At 42.0% G+C, this 20,089-nt stretch carries 15 protein-coding genes; 5 read left to right on the top strand and 10 right to left on the bottom strand.

Annotated features, from left to right (window positions below; all coding sequences use genetic code 11):
- Positions 1-2,559: a DNA ligase D gene (ligD, locus tag BLQ87_RS05610; protein WP_074605168.1), complete on the bottom strand. Its 2,559-nt coding sequence runs from the start codon at positions 2,557-2,559 to the stop codon at positions 1-3.
- 197 nt (positions 2,560-2,756) lie between these two features.
- On the opposite strand from ligD, the gene BLQ87_RS05605 reads away from it, so the two are divergent.
- Entirely contained in the window at positions 2,757-3,542 is a 786-nt protein-coding gene (locus BLQ87_RS05605; RefSeq protein ID WP_074605167.1) for a hypothetical protein, read from the top strand.
- Positions 3,543-3,553: 11 nt separating this feature from the next.
- Here BLQ87_RS05605 and BLQ87_RS05600 read toward each other — a convergent pair whose 3' ends face one another.
- A complete protein-coding gene (locus BLQ87_RS05600) occupies positions 3,554-4,144 on the bottom strand; it encodes a hypothetical protein (protein WP_074605166.1) in 591 nt (196 codons plus the stop codon).
- 147 nt (positions 4,145-4,291) lie between these two features.
- Between BLQ87_RS05600 and BLQ87_RS05595 the strand changes: the two genes are divergently transcribed.
- Positions 4,292-4,696 carry a hypothetical protein gene (locus BLQ87_RS05595; RefSeq protein WP_074605165.1) on the top strand — a complete coding sequence of 135 codons (405 nt, stop codon included), beginning with the start codon at positions 4,292-4,294 and terminating at the stop codon, positions 4,694-4,696.
- Between the two features lie 536 nt (positions 4,697-5,232).
- Here BLQ87_RS05595 and BLQ87_RS05590 read toward each other — a convergent pair.
- Positions 5,233-7,419: an alpha-galactosidase gene (locus BLQ87_RS05590; protein WP_176832987.1), complete on the bottom strand. Its 2,187-nt coding sequence runs from the start codon at positions 7,417-7,419 to the stop codon at positions 5,233-5,235.
- Positions 7,420-7,823: 404 nt separating this feature from the next.
- Between BLQ87_RS05590 and idi the strand changes: the two genes are divergently transcribed.
- Both idi and BLQ87_RS05580 read left to right on the top strand, forming a co-directional pair.
- The gene (gene idi, locus BLQ87_RS05585; RefSeq protein ID WP_074605164.1) at positions 7,824-8,357 is read left to right on the top strand and encodes an isopentenyl-diphosphate Delta-isomerase; all 534 of its coding nucleotides are present in this window, start codon (positions 7,824-7,826) and stop codon (positions 8,355-8,357) included.
- A gap of 27 nt (positions 8,358-8,384) precedes the next feature.
- Complete coding sequence (locus BLQ87_RS05580) at positions 8,385-8,978, top strand: metallophosphoesterase family protein (RefSeq protein ID WP_074605163.1); 594 nt, start codon at positions 8,385-8,387, stop codon at positions 8,976-8,978.
- Positions 8,979-8,988: 10 nt separating this feature from the next.
- On the opposite strand, the gene BLQ87_RS05575 is transcribed toward BLQ87_RS05580, so the two are convergent.
- The gene (locus tag BLQ87_RS05575) at positions 8,989-9,894 is read right to left on the bottom strand and encodes a helix-turn-helix domain-containing protein (RefSeq protein WP_074605162.1); all 906 of its coding nucleotides are present in this window, start codon (positions 9,892-9,894) and stop codon (positions 8,989-8,991) included.
- Positions 9,895-10,048: 154 nt separating this feature from the next.
- Here BLQ87_RS05575 and BLQ87_RS05570 point away from each other — a divergent pair, with 154 nt between their 5' ends.
- Positions 10,049-10,738, top strand: coding sequence for an OmpW/AlkL family protein (locus tag BLQ87_RS05570; protein ID WP_074605161.1), 690 nt, complete (start codon positions 10,049-10,051; stop codon positions 10,736-10,738).
- A 62-nt stretch (positions 10,739-10,800) separates the two neighbouring features.
- On the opposite strand, the gene BLQ87_RS05565 is transcribed toward BLQ87_RS05570, so the two are convergent.
- The 6 genes from BLQ87_RS05565 to BLQ87_RS05540 form a co-directional block, all read right to left on the bottom strand.
- Positions 10,801-11,340 carry a hypothetical protein gene (locus BLQ87_RS05565; protein WP_074605160.1) on the bottom strand — a complete coding sequence of 180 codons (540 nt, stop codon included), beginning with the start codon at positions 11,338-11,340 and terminating at the stop codon, positions 10,801-10,803.
- A 78-nt stretch (positions 11,341-11,418) separates the two neighbouring features.
- Positions 11,419-12,576, bottom strand: coding sequence for a TlpA family protein disulfide reductase (locus BLQ87_RS05560; protein ID WP_074605159.1), 1,158 nt, complete (start codon positions 12,574-12,576; stop codon positions 11,419-11,421).
- A gap of 30 nt (positions 12,577-12,606) precedes the next feature.
- The gene (locus BLQ87_RS05555; RefSeq protein ID WP_083361701.1) at positions 12,607-13,815 is read right to left on the bottom strand and encodes a thioredoxin family protein; all 1,209 of its coding nucleotides are present in this window, start codon (positions 13,813-13,815) and stop codon (positions 12,607-12,609) included.
- 11 nt (positions 13,816-13,826) lie between these two features.
- Positions 13,827-15,338 (bottom strand): RagB/SusD family nutrient uptake outer membrane protein, encoded by a 1,512-nt coding sequence (locus tag BLQ87_RS05550; RefSeq protein WP_074605157.1) that lies wholly within the window; start codon positions 15,336-15,338, stop codon positions 13,827-13,829.
- A gap of 11 nt (positions 15,339-15,349) precedes the next feature.
- Positions 15,350-18,730, bottom strand: a complete 3,381-nt coding sequence (locus tag BLQ87_RS05545) for a SusC/RagA family TonB-linked outer membrane protein (RefSeq protein ID WP_143010354.1) — start codon at positions 18,728-18,730, stop codon at positions 15,350-15,352.
- Between the two features lie 183 nt (positions 18,731-18,913).
- Positions 18,914-20,086: a FecR family protein gene (locus tag BLQ87_RS05540; protein WP_074605155.1), complete on the bottom strand. Its 1,173-nt coding sequence runs from the start codon at positions 20,084-20,086 to the stop codon at positions 18,914-18,916.
- Between the last annotated feature and the right edge of the window lie 3 nt (positions 20,087-20,089).

Here is a 20,089-nt window from a genome sequence, read left to right as displayed (position 1 = left end):
TTAGCGGTTTCTTTTAATAACGGCGGCAAGATCGATGCCTTTGCCAAGCACTGGTTTAAATAGGTCGCCCATTTCACTTGCTCTGGAAAACGCATTATAAATATCAAAATCCTTCATCTGCAGTCCTTTTTTTACTTCATCCCAATGCAAGGGCATGGAAACCGTAGCTCCAGGCTTAGGGCGTAAGGAATAAGGAGCAGCAATGGTAGCCTGAGTTCTGTTTTGAAGGAAGTCCAGGTAGATCTTTCCTTTACGGTCGGCCACCACCCGCTCTATACTGGTCGTTTTCGGCAGTTCACGGTTCACAAGGGTGACGATAATTTTGGCAAACTCTTTACTCTGATCGTAGGTGTATTTATTTCCCAGAGGGATGTAAATGTGCAAGCCTGTAGATCCACTGGTTTTACAATAGCCCGGAACACCCATATCATCCAAAATAGCTTTGGTTACCTGTGCGACCTCGATCGTCTGATCAAATGGTTGTTTATCCGGATCCAGATCAAGGATACACCAGGTTGGATGGTCTGGTTTTTTAATCGTGCTGCTCCAGGGATGTATTTCTATACAACCCAGATTGGCCATGTACAATAGGGTTGCTTTATCCTTTCCTACCAGGAAATGTTTATCAGTATCATCTCCTTCGGCATGATAGAGATAAGTTTTAATCCAGTCGGGCACTTTCCCGGTCACATCTTTCTGGTAGAAATTTTGACCTGTAATTCCATTTGGGTACCTGCTTAAAGACTGAGGACGATCTTTCAAATAAGGTAAGATAAACGGGGAGATCTGATCGTAATAGTTGATCAGGTCCCCTTTGCTTATTTTTTCAACCGGCCAGTATATTTTATCAGGATTGGTAAATGTTAACTCCTGTCCGTTTACCTTTTTCACTTGGGTTTCTTCATCTTTTTTAACTAACATGTCTTTAAGATTAATTGGTTTCGGAACAATTTCATCAGTTTCATCTGGTGTTTCCAGCATCACTTCTTTTGCTTTTTTATCCTCCCTCATTCCCTTAAAAGAAGGATGTCTCATTAACCCATCTGTGGTCATTTCTGAAAAACTCACCTCACAAATCAGCTCCGGCTTTAACCAGATCGCTTTTGCCTGAGGGGAATTGAACCTGAACCGATTGGGTTTGTTGACATCCGGTTCTTCATAAAACGGAGATTTACTGATAATCAGTGGTTCGAACTGAGCAAGCAATTCTTTTTGGGTGTTCACACTAAAACCTGTCCCGATCTTTCCGGTATATATAAATTTCCCTTTTTTGAACAGGCCTACCAGTAGTGAGCTAAAAGGTTTTGGACTTCCCGCAATTTTCGTAAAACCACCAATTACTACTTCCTGACCATTGCTTGCCTTGATTTTTAACCAATCATTTGTTCGGTTCCCAATTTGGTAAGTGCTGTTGGCCCGCTTTGCCATGATTCCTTCCAAACCAGCGCGCTTTGTTGCGTTGAGGAAATCGATCCCGGAAGTTTCAAAGACTTTGCTGAGCAGGATAGGAAATTGATTGGGAATGAGCTCAGCAAGAATTGCTTTTCGATCAAGCAAAGGCAAATGGCTGAGGTCATAGCCGTTGTACCAGAGGATATCGAAAACATAGTACAGCAGTTCTCCATCGGCTTCGTTATTCCAATTTTGCAAGGCCCCAAAATTAGCATTCCCATTTTTATTCACCACAACGACTTCCCCATCTATAATTGCATTGATCTTCAATTCTTTCAATTTCTCGTAGATAGGATAATACTTCTGATTATAGGATTGATCGTTACGGGATTTGAAGGCAACCTTTCCCTTATTCATAAAAGCTACTGCACGATAACCATCCCATTTGATTTCGTACACCCAGCCTGGCTCATCAAAAGGCTCAGAGACCAAAGTCGCGAGCATAGGTTTAACCTCATCATAAAAAGCCTTTTTCACTGTCTTTTTAAGCAGCTCTTTTAACCTGTTACGCACAGGAGTTATGGTTTTACCTTGTTTTTCCATTTGTGCAATGGTTTTTCCGGAAACAACAGATTTATCCTTTAAAAGAATATCGCTGTCTGCTGCGTACTTATCTTTCAGTTTCATGAGTAGCCAGCCGTTATCTCCCCTGCCATAAGCTTTTACCAATGCATAGGCTCCTTTGAGCTTCTTACCCTTTAAAATGATTTTAAGTTTTCCGGCCTTTAACTGATCCAGCAATTGTTTTTCCTGCTTTTGAAAAACATCAGATTCGGGTTCAAAGGGCGTGTAAGTCCCCTCGTCCCATACGATTACCGTACCTCCTCCATATTCCTCTTCGGGAATGATTCCTTCAAAATTCCTATAATCGTAGGGATGATCTTCCACCATCATGGCCAGTCGCTTAATTTCCGGATCGGTAGAAGGGCCTTTTGGAATTGCCCAGCTTTTTAATACGCCTTCCATTTCCAACCGGAAATCATAATGCAAATGGGTAGCATCATGCTTCTGAATGACAAAACGCAATTCTTTTCCTGTTCCCTCCCCTCCTTCGGGCTCAGGTGTATGCTTAAAGGAACGTTTCTTTTTATATTCAGTAAGGCTCATTCGAAATCATTTTGAAAGCCTAAAGGCAAATTGAAAAATAAATGACTTAGATATAAAACAAGTCTAATCCCAGAAAGTTTAGCAGAATGCTGCTCTGGTTCGGTATTCGCAATATTTAACTTTTTTTAACACTAGTTAATGCAACTATGTTGTATATTTGAATATGATTTAATTAGGGATGATTAAATTAGTTGATTATGACTGGTAGCAGTTTGGTAGCTGCTACCACTTTTCCCTATCTTCGGGATATGAAATACATCATCATCATGGCTTTCGTGTTAACGGGCTTGAATGCCATAGCACAAAACGCCTCTTACAAATGGGAAGATGAGCTTTGCTTATATGAAGGTACATACGACACCAAAAAGGTCACAAAGACACAACTTAAAGCTTGCTATCGTCTGGCCTTGCAGAACGATTTCGACATCAACACCTCCCCTATGGTCTTTAAGCCGGAAGACATTCAAAGCCGTTTACAACCGGAAAAACTGGAAGAGGAATACACTGCAAAAGCTGAACAGTTAAAAAAACTTGAACTCCCTCAAACGCCTTTTTGGAAAGGGTTAAAAGCAGCCAAACTGAAAGAACAGCAACAACGCTATGAATTTAACCGTACGGCTTTCAAAGCTTATAAAGAGGTAAGCGCTTTAAAAGAATATCAGTCAAAAAATGCAGCCGCACAACGTTATACGACAATTTTATTGGCCGGTGGTCATACTTTGCTAAACGAATGGAAGGACCTGAGAAAGAAAATGGCCGAAAGAAATGGTGATCCTGACCGGATTATGCGTGAATATGAGGCCCGTCTGGCATCTCCCGAAAGGCTGAATTATGCATTTGTAGATGTGATGACTTTTGGATGGTTTAACAGTGCCAATGAGGGTATTGAACTTGCTGCAGACATTTACCCTTCGGAAATGATCCATAAAGAATGGAAAAAACTGTTCCTTAAAACAAAAACCATTCATTGTGATGAACCCTGATTATAGACGATTTAGCATAGAATTTCATTTTCGACTTCCAACTGATCTTCAAACAGTTTGCCAAGTTCAACAAGGTATTCAGTAGCAAAAACATCCGCTTCCCTGAAATGCTTTGCAAACAGCATACGATCCAGAACGCTGATCGTACCATTTTCCGGAAAAGTCAATACCCTGCAACCAACGGTTTCAATCATCGAATAAACCTCAGTTTCTGATAAAATAGGATACGTTTTGATACCTGTAGCTGCCCCTATGGCCATCAGTGCTATATTTCCATCTTTCAGCAAATTAACCACCTGACCAGTCAAATCTCCCTGGCTAACCCTACTGGAAATTATTGGTCTGCACTGATTCGAATCTATTAATGAAAATAATCTGCTGAGGTGATTTTTGATTTTATTCATCTCCCTTTCGCAATGGAGTTCCCATGAATGGTCTCCCCCTCCATGAAAAATACCCGGATAAAAAGTGCTTACGGGGATGCCGTAATCAGTATAAACCAGCAACAGATTTGCATTAAGCCTTCCAGCCAGCAGCGCAGCCTCTTCTGCTGCAATCAATGCATTTTTTGAAAAATCTGTTAATACAAGAATCGTTTTCATGGTCACAAACGTTAATTTTACACCTGGCAATTTCTTCAGAAAACAACCTCACTCCTATATCCGCTATTGGGCAAATCCGTGATGAAGATCATTGTTTAATCTCCACTTATTCGCTAAATTGTACTGATCCAATAAAACGCATAAAAGATGGACAAGTCCAATAGAATATCAAGAGCTTTTTACCAGCAATTGGCAAGACTGTTTTATGCTGTTGCGGCAACTGACGGCAAGGTAAGAAAAGAAGAGGAAGAGGAGCTGAAGAAAATTGTAAAAAATGAATGGCTCAACTTTGACGCATCCTTTGATGAGTATGGAATTGATTTTGTCTGTTACATTTTAATCACATTCGACTGGTTACAGGAAAATGATTGGGGCGTTAAACGGGCCATCTCCGATTTTAAAACCTACAGAAAAAACAATAAAGATCTGTTTACGGATCCAATAAATCAGCTGATCTTAAAAACAAGTGACGCAATTGCCTCGGCATTTTCACAGCGGAACAAATCTGAATTGGTATTGCTAAATCAGCTGAAGATGGTATTGAACAGCTAAAATCATTAAAGAAAACATCTGCACGAACCCGAAAACATTTAGCATAAAGGAGTTAAATAATTTGAGACCTTTGGCCCTCGCAACAATCAAAATCTAATCGTAAATTAATACCAGGATATCGATATTGATGAGTCTGAGGGAAAAGCTGAAAACCCAAAAAAAAGTAGGCGTTAACTAAAGTTTTTGCTGCTTTTTGATGTATAAAAGCATCCTATATTATGTGTAACTGTAACTGGTATGGATATGATCAGGTGGGAGATCCATCTCTTCCTTCAAGCTACCGTAAGCTTTCTGTAACACCGACTTGTATAACTGGTTGTATGATCTGTGCGATATGTATTCCCGAGACTACTACTATCCCTTCGAATCCATTTGATAGCAACATGTTGCAATATATTGCCGATGCACTTGCAACCTGTTCTCCTCAACCACCGCCTCCTGAAAAGATTTTCGTTTACATGAGAAGCTCTTAAAATATAATAACTCCGCATCATAAAAAAGCAGGTACGCCGACAAAACGTACCTGCCTGTATTTCCTATTCTATCAGCACCCAGGTGTAGCTCTCGGGCTCCAGCGTACAGGTATATTCGATTTCATAATTTCTGTTCAGGGTATAACTTTTTGCCGCTTTTCCCTTTTCCATCAGCTTTGCTACTGAAGTTAAACCAGTATAATAAAGCGGAACCTTAATTGTCCTGGTGATTTTCTCTTTTAATGGATTGTACAACATCAACATCCCTTTGTTCTTCAGCTTAGGGTTTACATGGAGCAAGCCATCCCAGTCTCTTCCATCTGCCCTGCGCAAATGGACGATTTCTGAATTGAGAATGTCGCGGTATTTCTTATACCAGTCTATCACCTTCACCACCGTCAATCTGGTGTTTTCAGTATCGTACAACCTCGGACCGCGATAGCAAGCCTGAACGCCGGCACCATAATACTGCATCATCAATTGCTCGTAATCTTTAAGGTGGTCTTTTAGAGGTTCCAGTACCGCTTCAGGTCCTCCCCCCTGATATTTGGTAAGGGGAACAAAACCCCAGCTCATAGCAGCAGTCTTCTCCCAGGTGCCGTCAAAGATATTCTGACGGTTTAAGATCAGTTGGTTTTCCCTTGGCAAAGAGAAGTTCACTTCCCGGTAACCAATTCCAATTTTATTTGTTCCATCCAGAAAATACCAGTCTGGCGCATTGATGTAGACCCCTTTTGCGTTTAACCAGCGGTACAGTTCTTTCTGTATATTGATTTGTTTCCATTGAGAATCTTCCAGTCCCTGGTGTCCCGGATGGGTAGTAGAAGCGCAGACATCACCAGGATACGGACCATCATTTTCCCAGATATCGAAACTTGTTTTCGAATAAAAGGCCTTGATTTTATCCCGGTATCCCAATCCCCATTTACTGCCAAAACATGGCGCATTGCCGAAAAAGGCACCACCAGGTTTGCCGGTTTTGGGGTTGATGACATCATCTTCATCGCTGATCCTGCGGGAGCTGAACAGGGAATAGCTACCGATAAACACCTTTTTTTGATGTGCATATTCAGCAAGATCTTTCCACCTTTTAATATTTGTAGCGCTGGTGTCTTCTACATTACAATGGCTGCCAAAACTCAAAATTAGTGCTTCGTAGCCCGTTGCCGCGCATTGATCAACAGCACTGCGTACTTCATCATCATTTTTGCTCACAAGGTGCATAAATATTGGGTTTGCTGTTGTCCATGGTGCAATTGTATGGTACATTTTGCGGATGGCAAGCCCCCTTCTTTCTCTGTCATAGCTGTCCATCAGCAATTCATAACTGCGTATAGAGTTAAATACCTCCCCTTTTTTAAATTCGATTCCGGATACTTTATCAGGATAAATCTCCAGTAAACAAGGCGTCTGATAGTCGTAATTTACCTGAGAAGTATAAGTAGAATCTACTTTCCAACGCGTAGTCTGATCACTCAGGTCGTACCTCATGGCATTGTTAAAAGCATAATTACTTTCAATATAGATACCCTGAGGTTTCGCCATTTTATCGACCCCTCCCACTACGGCACTTTGTTCTTCTACCATTCCTAAAATCTCATTCACTACACGGCCAATAGTAAAGGTCTGATCTCCCTTATTTTGAATAGACAGCGATTTTACAATTAAAGGAAGGCCATCATAGAGCTCATAGTTTACGCTGACTTCCAGACCGGATAATTGAGGCGCAACTGCACGATAATGAAAGGAAAGCACTTTTCCTGTAGGCTGCTTATGGTTTGAAGCCCAGAATTTACTTTTCCAGTTTAATTGCGGACGGATCAGGTTGACATCAAAAGTAGTCATCTTAAAATCCTGATCACCAGGAGTAAAGCGATCCAGCCATTCCGGTAAGAGGTAAGCATTTTCTTTCTGCCCGATCAGGCCACCAATGTTATAATCTTTCCCGTTGATGTTGATCCTGGCCTCCGGTTTTACCGACCTCAGCAATTGCTGTCCGTTCACCTGGTTCAGATAATCGATACAGACCACATTGGGTTCAATTCTGAATGTTCGTTTCACAAGACCGTTCTCGAGTGTGACCTCCTTTTTACCCTCCTTTACTTCTACCCTGGCCATATAGCTGGCAGCATTTAACAACCAATCTGTTTTTACCGGTTTTTGTGCCAGCAAGGCTGATGTGGAGATGACAATGCCAAAGCCAATCAGGGATAAATCAAGCAGGATCTGCTTAATGGTGATTTTTTTCATTTGTGTTTATTTGTGTGTGTGTTGGTTATGAAGCTGGCATTAGTATACCCCAGCTTCCTTGGTTTCATATTTTAAAATTAATACTTTTTAGCTACCGAACATGATCTCCCTGCTTACCCTTTTATCGAATAGTCTTTACGATTTGTTTAATTTATATAAATAATCACCTACTAACCAATGTTTTGAATCAGATTTTTATACAAATCCTTTTCCTCACCCAAAAAATGAGGATTTAGGGATACGGACCAGCCGCTTGAAACTATTTTCTCCAGCGCAGATTTGGGTAGCACCAGATCAGGAAATCCAGCGCAGGAAATAAGCGAAAATGCTGAAGACTTTTAAATAGAAATGAGGATATCCTAAAAACAAAGTATTTTTGCAGTTCAGTTTAATGCAATAAGGTTATGACAGAAGAAGTGATACTTGTAAATACAAGCGATGAGGTGATAGGAACGATGCCAAAGCTGGAAGCACACCTTCAGGGCAAACTTCACAGGGCTTTTTCTATTTTCATTTTTACCTCTTCCGGGCAACTGTTATTACAACAACGTGCTTTTGACAAATACCATTCTCCGGGGCAATGGACAAATACCTGTTGCAGTCACCCCAAACCGGGAGAAAAAACAGATGATGCAGCCATAAGAAGACTACAGGAAGAAATGGGAATGGAATGTAAGATGGAACCCATATTCAGTTTCCGCTATGAAGCGGAAGTTGGAGATGGCCTGATCGAAAATGAATATGACCATGTGTACTTCGGAACAAGTGACCACCTGCCACAACCTAATGCGGAAGAGGTAAGTGCTTTCAGATATGCAGATATGGAAGAATTAAAAGCCGATCTGACTGAGCATCCGGAAAACTACACGGCCTGGTTAAAGATATCGTTTGAGCAGGTCCTGTTTCATTACGATAAAATGTTTCCTAAGGAATTTTAGTAGCTTTGTTCCTATAAAAAAGGCTCTATGCACAAAATCTGGTTTACTTCTGATCACCATTTCGGCCATAACGGAATTATTCAATATGCCGGAAGACCATTTGAAAGCGTAGAGGAAATGGATGAAACCATGATCCGGAAATGGAATGAAAAGGTGAGTGATAAAGATGCAGTCTATTACCTTGGAGATTTTGCACTCAACCGTCCCGAACGACTAAAAGAAATTCTCAAACGCTTAAACGGAAGCATTTACCTCATTACAGGTAATCATGAAGTATCGGCCCTTTCCTGTAAAAAGAGGTTCGAATGGGTGAAAGATTATTATGAACTGAAAGTGAATGACGATACCGTACCGGGTGGAAAACAAAAAATCGTGCTGTTCCATTATTCCATTAGAAACTGGAATGGTAAAGGAAAAGGAAGCTTCCATTTATACGGTCACTCCCACGGAACGCTGGAAGAAGATGTGAATTCATTATCCTTTGATATTGGCGTAGACAACCATGATTTTTACCCGCTTGAATATCAGGAAGTGAAGGCCATCATGTTAAAAAAGGAATCGGCGCTTCAGATCCTCAGACGGGATCCTACAGACAGCAAAGCCATAGAAAATCTCTTGTAACCAGGTTAATTTACAGTGCTGATTTAAATGAACGCGGACTTTCTCCAACCTGTTTCTTAAAGAAATTATTGAAATTCTGTGGGTGTTCAAATCCCAGACTATAGCTGATTTCTGCGATGCCCCAATTGGTATACCTCAATAGGTTTTTAGCTTCTTTAATAATCTTCTCCTGAATAATCTTTGAGGTAGGTTTTCCGGTGTAACTTTTAACGCTGCTGTTGAGGTGGTTTACATGGACATAGAGCTGCTTTGCAAAATCAGCAGGTGTTTTAAGACTCAAAGCCGTACCCGGAGCATCTATGGGAAACTGATTATCCAGCAAATCCAGAAACCGGTTCACCAACCTGTTGGGTTGGGCAGTTTTGACAGATGGGCATGCATCCGATTGAATCTTTATACTGCTGTAAATAATGAGCTTCAGCGCAGTTTCAATCATTTTGTTTTTATGCTCAAAATCCTGATGGTACTCCGTATGCATCAATTGAAAGTAATGCAAATAGGCCTCAAACTGTGTTTCAGTTAAAAGAATAAAAGGATAAGGACTGCTTTGAAAGCTGGCATATAAAGTATCCAGTTCTCTTTTGAGCTCTGTGCAGAGGTATTGTTCATTAAACAGACAAACATAACCTCCCTGTTGTTCAGAAACGTTTTCCCAGCCAAACTTCAGACTCGGGTTGGAAAAGAAAAGTGCGGGCTGGTTAACGTCCAAATCGCCATTCTCCGTATTTAAAACGGCATGTCCTGTAGTCAGGCAGATCTTATAATAATCCTTTCTGTTAAAGGGAATACTCACGGAACAATGGTCACGTTTCAGCACATTAAAGTGGCTGGTGGTCCCATTTGAACGCAGCAAATCAAAAGGCAATTCTCTATTCGTGGTCTGGTAATAATGTATAAGGGTTTCTTGCTTATCCATAATGAGCAAAATTACACATTTATACCTGCCAGCGATACGAATTTCATCAAATCTGTATAAAAATGTATTGAGCAATATCATTTTTACACCTGCTTTAGGACATTTTTATCCTTGACATACCGCTATAGATTTGCTTCAAATAAATATTACTGATATGAAAAAGTTAATTGTATCTATGGCACTAATGATGGCCGGACTTTACGTTTATCCCCAATCTTCACCAACCGGAGAACAGTGGAGAGTCAGACTTAGGGGAGTCGCGGTTATCCCTCAGGAAAGTGCTTCCATTGGAGTGATAGGCGGTGATGCGAAGATTTCAAACTCCTTTATTCCGGAACTGGATTTCACTTACTTCTTTAACAAACATTTTGCGGCAGAACTGATTCTCGGAACAACCAGACATAAGGTGAGTACGTTGGGTTCTGACCTAAGTGCAATAGGGGCAGCAAGCTCCGCGAACGTTGATTTGGGCAAGGTATGGTTGCTCCCGCCCACGCTTACCTTACAATATCATTATCCTCTCGGAAAGTTTAATCCTTACCTGGGCGCGGGTGTCAACTACACTATTTTTTATAGCGCTGATGAAGGTCCGGTAGTAAAAGGCATAAAATATAAAGACAAATTCGCTTTTGCAGCACAGGCTGGCTTTGACTACGACATCAGCAAAAGGTTATTTGTTAATGTGGACCTAAAGAAAATCTTTCTTTCTACAACCGCTACTGTTGATGCTTCAAACCTTACGCCCTCAGGAAGTCCACAATTGGCTCCGGTGTTAAGCAACATTGAGGCAGATGTAAAAATCAGACCCTGGCTATTGGGTGTAGGTATTGGCTGCAAGTTTTAAAATAAAAAGGAGTGGTTATCGCTAACCACTCCTGCCAATCTAAAATTAACTAATGAGGAACGTTAATTGAGTTTCGCTGCGGGTATGCTTTTAGTCATTTTCTCGAATCCGGCAATATAGGCATCGAACTCTGCGGTCAACTGACTGATCATTGCCTTTTTCCCCTCTTCATTTCCTTTGACCACTGCGCCCCACTGAATATTGGTTTTATCGCCTTTTGATTTTGTGAAAATCGTGATCTCTGCTGAAGTAACTCCCTTTGGAAGAGACGCTTTATTAATCGCGATGTTCATAAACTTATGTTGATGCTCCAGTTGAGTAATGCTTTCCGAACGCTTCGTTCCATCAGAGAAAACAATATCCCTTCCCACCGGAAAAGCAGGATCACTGACCTTGATCGAGCTCACATATCCATTCGCTGCAATTTTGAGTAAATCAACACTATTAAGAATTTCCCAGGCCCTGTATTGTTCCATATTAAACGAAACCTCTTTATTCAGGTCCCATTTTATTGGCGTTGCAGCTGCCATTTGAGCATAAGCTCCGCTTCCTCCCGATACACCCAGTATCAGGAAAAAAGCCCATATCATCATTTTTTTCATTGAAATATATTTGCTTTTTTTTGTGTTTTTTATTGATTCTTAAAGGTTCTCTAGAACTCGGTTTAAAGGTTGTGAAGCTTAATTACCAAAAATCTCTTTTAACTTTTTATCCAGACTTTCCCCGCGAAGGTTTTTCTCAATGATGTTTCCTTCTTTATCCACTACCACCAGGTAAGGAATTCCGCTAAACAAATAAGAAGCCATTACATCCTTAGATTCTTTAGCATTCACTTGCGGCCAGGTCATTCTTTCTTCATTCATTGCTTTCTTCCAGTCGTTCTCTTTGGCATCAACAGAAACGGCCAGAATTTCTAATCCTTTGCTCTGGTATTTCTTGTACACTTCTTTCAAATGAGGAATTTCCTGGCGACAAGGTCCGCACCAGCTAGCCCAGAAATCAACAATCAGGTATTTACCTTTAAAGTCTTTAGGGCTCCATTTTTTACCATTCACATCCGGAAAAGCAAAGTCAGGCGCTTTTTTACCATTGGCGATCTTTGCGGTCTGTGCCATGTTGTCCAGAATCTCTTTTTTCTTCTGTTGAGCCTGTGTTAACCAAGGGTGTTTTTTGGTCAGGTTATCCAGTGTGGACATCAGTAATTCCCCATCTCTTTTCCAGCTTAAAGAATTCAAAGCATACAATACAGCAGGTTGATCTTTATACTTATTTACAAGGTACTTGATGCGGAAGTTCATGTCAGTATTGATCTTATCGAAACCATCTTTCATATAGTTGATCCATAAACTATCCTTGGAAAGACCAGCCTTCCATTGCTCTTGTCCTACAGCAATCATTTGCTGATAATTGAGGTAATTCACCAAATTAACATCATTAATCAGGTCATTATTTGCAGTGGCATTTTCCATATAGATATATGGTGGGTTTTTGATTTTCATCTTTGCCGTATCAATCCCTCTCACATTGACATGAATGTTATCTTTATCTGCCCAGAAATCGATCCGGTCAAAATAATACACCCTAACCTGGTAAAAATCTGGCTTCTCCGCATTTACTTTGAAAGAGAAACTATTATTAGCATCCAATTTAGTACTGTCAATTGCTTTAAAAGCCCTTTTAAATCCTTCACCTTCGTATTTACCAAGGTAAATCCAGTATTTATCCTCTGTATCAGGAAATTTCACCTTACCGGTAAATGTTACCTGTTTTCCTTTTTGTGCAAAGCTGCTGCATACCATCAATAGGGCCGCAACGGCTAGTATCAATCCTTTTTTCATCTTTTTTTATTTATTATCTGGTTTTGGTTATTAATCTTTCATCATTGGAGGCGTCATCTGCCCTTTTTGGCTGGCCTCTTTTCTCAGTGCCATCGCTTCTAAACCCATGGCTTCCGCATCCGCTATTTTTCCTTGTTTTTTCAAGACCCTTTTCTTCAGATCGGCGACTTGTATCTTCGTAAATAAGTCTGGGTTTGTTGCTGAAATCTGTATGGCCCAATTCAAAGCCTGCGGATAATACTTTACCGGTGCCATACTGACCATGTCATTGGCAGCGCCAAGAATTAAGGCGTTTTTTCTAGGAGAACTATCATCATTCCAGATTTTATTCAGCCTTGCAGAGAATTTGTCCCATTGATTCGAAGCAACATATTCTGTCAGGTCCAGCTGAGTCAGGATGGGTTTTGAATACTCCGTTCCTTTTGCTAAAAGCTTTCTGATCGCTGCAGCACGTTCCTGCGCATCTTTCAATTCGCGTTTCTTCTCATACGCACTTTTTATGGAATAAACTGACCTGTTGAAGGTCTGCTGGAAATAGCCCTCCACCTTGTCTGCACCGTATTTGGTACCAAGCTGTTCCTTATGAGCGTACAGATAGGCAAAAGCCGATGAAGAAGGCGTATTCAGGTATTTCTGGATCAGGTCCCATTGGCGTGTTTCCATCAAAGCGGTTTCAGGCAATCCGTCAAAATAGACCTTTGCCACTCTGCCCATTTTATCTGATTCGTAAGCCTTGTCTAATCCTTCCAGATACGCCAATGCGATGGCTTCGGAATGGTCTCCGCCATCAAATTTCTTTGCCAATCCGAATACCGTGCTTTCCGGCTTTAGGGCCTTACCGGCCTCCTGCATAAATTCGCCGGCAGGCGCACTTCCTACGATCTTATGCACCACCTCGCCATCTCCGTTGATAAACAAATAGGTTGGAAATGCATTAACACCAAATTTGTCTTTCAATGCAATCCCCTCCCCCTTTTCCATATCGTACTTTACATTAATGAAAGTTTGATTAAACAAGTCGGCTACACTGTCTTTCGTGAATACATCTTTTGCCATCATCTTACAGGGACCACACCAGCTGGTATAGGCATCAAAAAAGATGAGTTTATTTTCTTTTTTCGCATTGGCCAGTTGTGTTTTCCAGTCTGCCTCTTTAAACACAATCTCCCGGTTCTGACCGGTAGCAGAAAGTGCAGTAAGACAGGCCAGAGCGGCCATTATTGTTTTTATTGATCTCATTGTTAAGGCTTTTAAGGGTTTTGTTCAAGATTTGGATTCAACTGGATCTCTATTGGTGGCAAGGGATAAACCACACGTTTATCTGTCGCCGCAACATTTAAGCTGGCAGCGCTGTAGTCACTATAGTTTCTGATCACAGGTAGTCCGTTTCGGAAATTATCAAAAGAGGAATGTCCTTCCCATGCCAGCTCCAGTCGCCGCTCATTCAACACCACTTCCAGCATTGTTTTTCCAGCCAGCGCCATCGTTGCAACAGTCCATGCAGGAGCATTTGCCCTCGTTCTGATCACATTTACGGCAATCAGTGCATCGGAGTTATTGCCCAGCTTAGCCAATGCCTCGGCTTTATTAAGGTAAACCTCTGCCAGTCGCAAATAAGGGGTAGCACTTCTGGTTTGTGAACTGAAATCAAAACCTCCCGGCGGAGCAATTTGCTGAAAGTTGAATTTATTGACCGAGTTTCTGCTTTTATTGGTTCCAACGATGCGCTTGTCGTTCTCTACAGTAATGAAGTTCTTTCTCAGGTCTGCCGCATTTTCATTCAAAATTGCCATATAGTCCGGAGAAGCCGCATATTCTCCCTGGTAAGGGTTTCCAAATACATCCCTTAAAATCAGAAACTCATTTATTTTATTTCCGTTAACGTCATCATGTCTGAAGCTGAAGATGAGTTCTTTATTGCTTTTCCCATCCATTGCAAATGAATTGCTATAAGCCGCTCCCTGCAGCAGACTGTACTTGTTGGCAGCAATCACTTTATCTGCATACTCGACCGCCTTGGTGTTAAACTCGTTTTGAGGCGCAGCAGCCGTTCCGCCCATATAAAGGTAAACCCTGGACAACAATGCCCATGCAGCTTCTTTGGAGGCATAGTAGTTTCCACGTGTCTGCGTCATTAGTGCTGCCGCTTTTTCCAGATCAGAGATGATACTGGCATACACTTCCTTTACCGTATTGCGTTTAGGTTTATAGTCCTTGTCAACTGCAGAGCTTAAGGAAAGCGGAATAGCAAGGCCGGTTCCATTGTTCTGATCATAAGGTCGTCCGTAAACCCTTACCAAATTGAAGTAGGCCATTGCCCTGAGGAAGTAATTCTCTCCCTTGATCTGGTCAAATGCAGCTCCCTGTCCTTCGGAAATCGCATCAATGACTTTATTCGTACCGAAAACAATGCGGTAAGAAGAACGCCAGAAAGAAGTAGTCATACTTTGAGAAGGAGAATTTGTATAGGTATAACTGTCGCTCCTGGTTTGCGGATAAGCCTCGCTCGTTGCATAAAGGTTATTGCCTTTCAGCTCACTTAAATTATACCAGCTTAGCGCATATTGGGTATCACCGGCAGCTGAGGTAACCATTAATGCGTAATTGCCATTGGTAGCTACAGTTACGCCATCTAAATTGGTTAACAGTTCCGTATCAGCCTTGTCATTTGAAGGTCTGATGTTCTCGTTTATTGCTTTCCCGCAGCCGGATAGTAAGATCGCCGCGAAACAGATATATATAGATTGGATATACTTATTCATGGGGTGTAGGATTAAAATGTTAACTGTAAACCAAGCAGGTATTTCCGACTGGCGCCATATCCTGCACTTACGCCATAGTTGTTCTCATTACCTGCCACAACACCTTCCGGGTCAGCGCCATAAAAGCTCTTTTTGGTAAAGACAAAAAGGTTATCCCCACTCAGGTAGATATTGGCTCTTTTTAACTTAACGGCATTGATCAGTTTCTCCGGCAGGCTATAGGCCAGGCGGACATTCCGGACCCTGATGTGACTGGCATCTTCCCAGAGTCTGGAACTTGGGCCATCAGCACCATCAGTACGGGTCCGGAAAGGCATAGGCTCTGTTGCCTGATCTCCCGGTTTTTCCCAAACCACCTGACCATTACCAGGTTTTACCTGATTATTTTTCAGGATATTATTTCCTTCAGCAGAGAAATAACTGCCTCTTGAGTTATTATAGACCACATAGTTGGCAGAGAAATTCAACAACACAGAAAGCTCAAAACCATTGTAAGAGAAAGTGTTCAGCAAGCCTCCGTAATATTTAGGAGTCATGTTTCCTGCCAGCTGATACTGCGCATTGAGCGCCGCTCCGGTCAGACCGGCAGTGGCTTCATCCAGGCTGTTAACGATCTTACGGCCGGTAATCTTGTTCTGCGCATCTATCGTCACCTGTTCAAACTGAGGCTTCCCTGTTTGAGCGTCAACACCCAGCCATTTCACCGCATGCACACTGGCGATATCGTCCCCCTCCTTGATCAGGCCTGCATTTCCCCGTGAAAGAACGCCATTGTACAATTTTTCTACTTTATTGGTATTGAAAGTGATGTTAAAACCGGTTTCCCACTTGAACTTGCCAGTCAGATTTTTGGTACTCAACAGGATTTCTACCCCATGGTTCATGAGTTGAGCAATATTCTGATACTGACTCGGCACACCAAGTAAAGACGAAGTTCCTACCCTTTGAATCAGGTCTGTCGTTCTTTTACGGTAAAAATCAGCATTGATGGTAATCCTGTTGAACAAACCTAAATCTATCCCCAGATTCCCTACATAAGCCTTTTCCCAGGTAATATTGCGGTTTCCAAGCTGGTTAATCACTGCAGCTGGATCACCGCCATACTGGTAACCGAAATTATAAAAGCTCTCTGTCAGAAAATCTTCACCTGCCACTTTTCCATTGGTACCATAACTCGCGCGCAGTTTTAAATTGCTGATGTATTTATGGTCCTTCAGTATATCTTCATTAGAAACCAGCCAGGCGCCACTCACAGAGTAGAAATGACCGTCTCTCTTATCGATCCCAAAATTGGCCGAATAATCCATCCGGTAAGAAGAATTCAGAAAATACCGTTCCTGATAATTATAGTTTCCTTCAGCAAAAAGAGAATAGGATCCACGTGCAAATTTCTCTCCGCGGAAGGCTTTGCCTCCATTGGAGGTCGATACTTCGGCAGCAGCCGATGGAACTTTGATTCCTGTAGGCAGGTTTTTAACCGACAGACTGTTGTATTCAGAATTGCTTCTATTGTATTCAAAACCACCTAAACCACCAACGGTATGAGCACCGAACTGCTTCCGGGCAGAGATCAGGTTCGAGGTCAGGAATGAATTTAAATTCGTTTTCTGCTGGATCAGGTTTCCTTTATTCGTGGCCCCTGTGAGCGACAAACGGTCCTGATACTGCTCATAATTCATAAAGGTGGTGTTATAGGAATTATTGGAACTCAGCGTAAGCCAGTTGTTCAGCTTATATTTAGCAGAAAAAGTACCCAATACCTGTTGCGTTTTGGTGATGGTACTGTTATAAGGCAAATCATACAGCGGATTCTGAGTCGTATTGCCCAAAGCATCCACACCGATGATCTTTTTAGGGCTTCCATCGTCATTATTGAGTACATACCAGGGTAAAGCCAATGCGCCCAGAAGCCCGCTGATCGGACTGGCGTTGCCTTTATCAAAAATGGTACTCAGGTTTGCGTTTAGGCTTAATTTGCGGGTAATGTTATGGTCCAGGTTTAACTTGAAACTGGATCTGGTCAGGTCATTCCCTTTTAAAGGTCCCTGTTCATTGTAATTGTTGGCGCCAAAGTAATAGCGTGTTTTCTCTGTTCCGCCGGAGAGGGAAAGGTCTACCGTTTTGGTTAAGCCATCCCTATATAATTCCCGGTTCCAATCGGTATTATTACTCAGTACTGATGTTGCAGGAAGATATTTGGTCAGATAAGCATCCTGAGTCAGCCCTTCATTTTTGAGGGAAAATGAGTTCAATAACATTTTGCGCTGGTAATCGTAAAGCTCCTGACTGTTCATGAACTCAATTTTACCAAGGTATCTTTTACTAATCCCAAAACTGCTGTTCAGGTTCAACTGCGCATTACCTGCTACTCCTCTTTTGGTGGTGATCACCAATACCCCCTGACTTGCTCTGGATCCAAAGATCGCTGTAGATGCCGCGTCTTTTAACAAGGTAACTGTTTCTATATCTGTAGAGGAAACGATGTCACTCGGGTAAGCCACATCGGGATAAATGATGCCGTCAACTACAATCAGAGGGTTCAGGTTGTTCGTTACCCTTAAATTGTCGGTGATTGGCAAAGTGCCCTGTCCGCGGACCACAAAACTGGCTTTATTGTTCGGGTCGCCGGAAGGTTCAGTGATGTACATCCCGGCTATTTTCCCCTTTAGCTGTGAAATCAGGTTCGAAGTGGTCACCCCTTCCAGCTGACGTGCCGAAAAAGTTTGCAAAGCACCGGTAATTTCGCTCGCCTTTTTAACGCTATAACCAACTACGAGTGCTTCCTGTAACTGGATCAATGCAGGAACAAGAACTACATTTATCAATTCATCTCCATCAGCGGAAATCCGCTTTTCGATACGTTTACTTTCGTAACCCACAGAGCTAAATACCAGACGATAATTACCCGGCGCTAAGTTTATGGTAAAATCTCCGTTTGCATTGGTCATGGTTTTCAGGTCGGTCCCATCTACTCTGATGGAAACTCCGGGGATCGGACCTTTACCATCGGTCACTTTTCCACGTACCGGTTTCCGCACCTCTGTATCTGTTTTCGGAACGGTAACAGGAGGTTTGGGCTTAATAATGACGGTATTATTTACAATTACAAATTCCAAAGGTTGGTTCAGCAGGGTTTCCTGCAATGCCTTCTCCACGGTCACATTTTTTAAGGACAGGTTGATTTTTGAAGGATTCTTTCTCAGCAGGTCGATATTGTAAAAAAGAGAATAGCCTCCTTGACTGGCAATCTTTTTTACGACGCTTTCTATGCTTGCATTTTTTTCGGCTAAATTGATAGACTGGCTGAATGCGACTGCATTTGCCTGAAAACTGAGAATCAATAAGCATATAATTAATTTCATGACTCTTAATGCGTCTAGAATTTTATTCATATTTTTGTTCGGTTTAGTCGTAGGCCGTCGCCTTCCTTTTTTAAGGAATTCCGGATGCCAAACGATTTGGGTTGATAATTTGATGAGATCTGTCAGGATTGATTTTAGGTTTAACCCGGAACTTTTGTCCGGAGGTGGTCGAAACACCTCCGGCTTTTTTGCTCCCTGTTAAAATCCGGTTCGTTAAGATTTTACAATAAGCGTTCTCCCTTCTATTTTAAAGTTGATACCATTTGTTGCTAAGATTTTTAAGACGTCTGATAAGCCCAGCGTTCTTGGAACTTTAAGCAGGAACAATTCTTCGGAGGGCTTCCCTTCAAAACGCACATCTACATCATACCAGCGGGAAAGCTGTTTCATGATGTTCACCAGGTTCTCTTCATTAAACTGGAAATATCCGTTTTTCCAGGCAAGGGCCTCATCCAGATCAACAGCGCTAACGTTGAGGCGGTTACTCCCAACTGTAGATTGTTGTCCGGGTGCAAGGATTTGCGATCTTACTGATTTTGAAGCTTGCTGATCGGCTAAAGCAACCCGAACGGATCCCTCAAAAAGTGTCGTTTTTGTTTTACCTTCATCCGTATAAGCATTGATATTGAAATGTGTTCCCAATACCGCAACTTCCTGCTGGGCAGTTTTGACAAGAAAAGGAATTTTCATTTTAGCCACTTCAAAATAGGCTTCTCCTGATAATTCAACTTTACGCTCCCGGCCATTAAAGGCGGCCGGATATTTCAATGAAGATGCGGCGTTTAGCCATACCCTGGTGCCATCGGGCAGGTTCACCTGGTATACTCCTCCTCTTGGAGTGGTGATGGTATTGAATCCTGATGTGGCTACAGCAGCCTTCGATATTTCATAAACGAGTTTCCCATCCCCGGTTTTGGTAACGGTTACACCAGACTGTTCTGCAATTTCGCCATTGCTGGCTTTATCCAGATTGATGGTGGATCCGTTGGCCAGTTTCAGCGTCGCTTTATTTGTGGCAGCTGGTATAGCATTGACATAGACTGAACCATTTTGCTGCTTAATGTCAGAACGGTTGTTCAGGCTATACAAATAAAGTCCTGCCGAGACCGTGATAAAAGCCAAAGCCGCCGCCGCGTAACGGTACCAGGAAATCTTTCTGGTTACTGGCTTTGGATGGTTCGTCAGGATATGATTTAAAATACTGTTGACTTTACTTTCCGACAGTCCTTTTGCCGGATCGGTCTCCTTCCAGGTATGATCCAGCAGGTCATTAATTTGCGGTGTATGATCTTCAGCGCTAATCAATAAAAAAAACTCCTCCCGCTCTTCGGCAGTGCAGATTTCATCGATGTATCGTTGATACAAAAATTCTAGTCTTGTATTCATCTG

The organism is Pedobacter steynii (genome assembly GCF_900103665.1).
In the GTDB taxonomy this organism is placed as follows: Bacteria; Bacteroidota; Bacteroidia; order Sphingobacteriales; family Sphingobacteriaceae; genus Pedobacter; species Pedobacter steynii.
This window is presented reverse-complemented; position numbering and strand designations above follow the sequence as displayed.

What these genes read in the sequence shown, in the direction of transcription:
- BLQ87_RS05540 (WP_074605155.1), bottom strand. Translation starts at nt 20,086, where the DNA reads ATGAATACAAGACTAGAATTTTTGTATCAACGATACATCGATGAAATC.
- BLQ87_RS05575 (WP_074605162.1), bottom strand. Translation starts at nt 9,894, where the DNA reads ATGGATAAGCAAGAAACCCTTATACATTATTACCAGACCACGAATAGA.
- BLQ87_RS05560 (WP_074605159.1), bottom strand. Translation starts at nt 12,576, where the DNA reads ATGAAAAAAGGATTGATACTAGCCGTTGCGGCCCTATTGATGGTATGC.
- BLQ87_RS05570 (WP_074605161.1), top strand. Translation starts at nt 10,049, where the DNA reads ATGAAAAAGTTAATTGTATCTATGGCACTAATGATGGCCGGACTTTAC.
- ligD (WP_074605168.1), bottom strand. Translation starts at nt 2,559, where the DNA reads ATGAGCCTTACTGAATATAAAAAGAAACGTTCCTTTAAGCATACACCT.
- idi (WP_074605164.1), top strand. Translation starts at nt 7,824, where the DNA reads ATGACAGAAGAAGTGATACTTGTAAATACAAGCGATGAGGTGATAGGA.
- BLQ87_RS05590 (WP_176832987.1), bottom strand. Translation starts at nt 7,419, where the DNA reads ATGAAAAAAATCACCATTAAGCAGATCCTGCTTGATTTATCCCTGATT.
- BLQ87_RS05605 (WP_074605167.1), top strand. Translation starts at nt 2,757, where the DNA reads ATGACTGGTAGCAGTTTGGTAGCTGCTACCACTTTTCCCTATCTTCGG.
- BLQ87_RS05545 (WP_143010354.1), bottom strand. Translation starts at nt 18,730, where the DNA reads ATGAATAAAATTCTAGACGCATTAAGAGTCATGAAATTAATTATATGC.
- BLQ87_RS05550 (WP_074605157.1), bottom strand. Translation starts at nt 15,338, where the DNA reads ATGAATAAGTATATCCAATCTATATATATCTGTTTCGCGGCGATCTTA.
- BLQ87_RS05600 (WP_074605166.1), bottom strand. Translation starts at nt 4,144, where the DNA reads ATGAAAACGATTCTTGTATTAACAGATTTTTCAAAAAATGCATTGATT.
- BLQ87_RS05595 (WP_074605165.1), top strand. Translation starts at nt 4,292, where the DNA reads ATGGACAAGTCCAATAGAATATCAAGAGCTTTTTACCAGCAATTGGCA.
- BLQ87_RS05555 (WP_083361701.1), bottom strand. Translation starts at nt 13,815, where the DNA reads ATGAGATCAATAAAAACAATAATGGCCGCTCTGGCCTGTCTTACTGCA.
- BLQ87_RS05565 (WP_074605160.1), bottom strand. Translation starts at nt 11,340, where the DNA reads ATGAAAAAAATGATGATATGGGCTTTTTTCCTGATACTGGGTGTATCG.
- BLQ87_RS05580 (WP_074605163.1), top strand. Translation starts at nt 8,385, where the DNA reads ATGCACAAAATCTGGTTTACTTCTGATCACCATTTCGGCCATAACGGA.